Origin of the sequence: Robbsia andropogonis (genome assembly GCF_000970345.1) — a bacterium.
Taxonomy (GTDB): Bacteria; Pseudomonadota; Gammaproteobacteria; order Burkholderiales; family Burkholderiaceae; genus Robbsia; species Robbsia andropogonis.
In genome coordinates this window covers 1-1,514 of record NZ_LAQU01000172.1, presented here as the reverse complement: position 1 = coordinate 1,514, position 1,514 = coordinate 1, and the positions used below count along the sequence as shown (strand labels likewise).

Below are 1,514 nucleotides of genomic sequence, written 5' to 3'. Positions count from 1 at the left end.
GTAATGACATTTACACTGTAAAACGACATCGCACGACGGCGCCTTTTTTAATTATCCACACATCCTATTCCACCCCCCACGGCTAAGCCGCGGGGGTAACACGCTTGCCCGACGATCACTACGCGATCGCCGACCAAGCTTGACGACCCCGTGTGACGTGCGAAGGCTGCTCCGAATCGTCCCTGCGCTGACGCTACGGAGCCGGTGTATCTGCACGACGCGTCGCGTGGATACATTCCCTATCCTGTCCCGATGGTTTCCCGCTTCTCAGTGGACGATGCAGGGGACTCACGAGCGGACAAATCCGCAGACCTGATCGTGGAACACTCAGCAGACGACTCGACAACGATCGCCGACGACAGAAACAACAAACCCGGCTCGTGGCCGGGTTTGTTGTTTCTGCTGTGGTCGAGGCAATAACCGGCACACGCCGATCCTGCCGTACTAGCCACAAGTTATGGATCTTCGCTCAGAATGAGATCGCGCTCTCTCTCGAAGATCGGGTACACGGCAGGATCTCGGTCATAAAAAGCCTCTAGGAAACCGGGCTCCTGCCAAGCCCCCGGTGCAATGCTCATCACACCATTTTCCCGGATCTTCAGACGCCAATTCGACGGCACCATCGTGCTAACGATCTCGAAGCATTCTGCCGAAGGGCAAACCATAGCCGCAAACCCTGGATCGCGGTCGTTGGTAATGATTTGGTAGCTCCGTCGCCCGTCCGGGTCTACAAAGATTCCCAAAACGGGGTACACACGCTCAAGCGTCAACCAAGGCGAATCATTCACCTCTCGCCCGCGCGCGTCTAACAGCTTTACGCATTTAACTTTCATGGCTACTTGGGCACGCCCGACATATTGTTGAAGATCGCCTTGTAGTCGAGTCCGTAATACACCTGCCCAGTCGTCGGATTCATATAGTAGTGAACCTGGAAATTGCCTGCTGGGCTCTGATACGTACTCGTCGTATATTTCCCGAAGCCTTCCGGTATCGCCGGATTGCCCATGCTACCAGGCGGAAATATCTGTGTTGAACTGTCGATAGCTTCATGCGTCAGCGTACCACTTACCGTGAACGGCGAATTAGCCGACTCAAGCTGCAACTGTTGCGCCAACTGACTTGCAGTTGCGATATTCTGCGCCGAACCAGCACCTGCCGCCCCACTGTTTGTGGCAACACTGCCACCAGAAGCAGCCCCCCCGACTTTCGCCCCCGCCACCCCAGCAACACCTGCTGCATTGTTGGCTGCAAGGGTGCTGGCCGCAGTCGAACCGTTTGTGGCTTCAGAGATTACAGCAACTGTCTTGGTTCCACCGAGTCCCGCCAAACCTGCTGTAACGCCACCAGCGGCGACGCCCAGAGTGGATAAGTAGTACGCAGTCTCAGTCGACCCGCCGAGTCCATACGTCACCCCTGCCAGGATCCCCGGCAGCGGCCCCGAAAGCGCATTGTCAATGCATAGCCGCTGCCTGGCTAGGTGCGCTGTACGTAGGTGGCGACGCTGCTGCAGCAAC

The 1,514-nt window shown here is 56.9% G+C and carries 1 protein-coding gene and 1 pseudogene; both read right to left on the bottom strand.

All coding sequences use genetic code 11. The features are described from left to right. Nucleotides 1-455 precede the first annotated feature (455 nt). Nucleotides 456-788, bottom strand: coding sequence for a hypothetical protein (locus WM40_RS26865; protein WP_157793831.1), 333 nt, complete (start codon nt 786-788; stop codon nt 456-458). A gap of 47 nt (nt 789-835) precedes the next feature. Then, a pseudogene (locus WM40_RS30970) lies at nt 836-1,514 on the bottom strand (hypothetical protein); the annotation flags it as partial.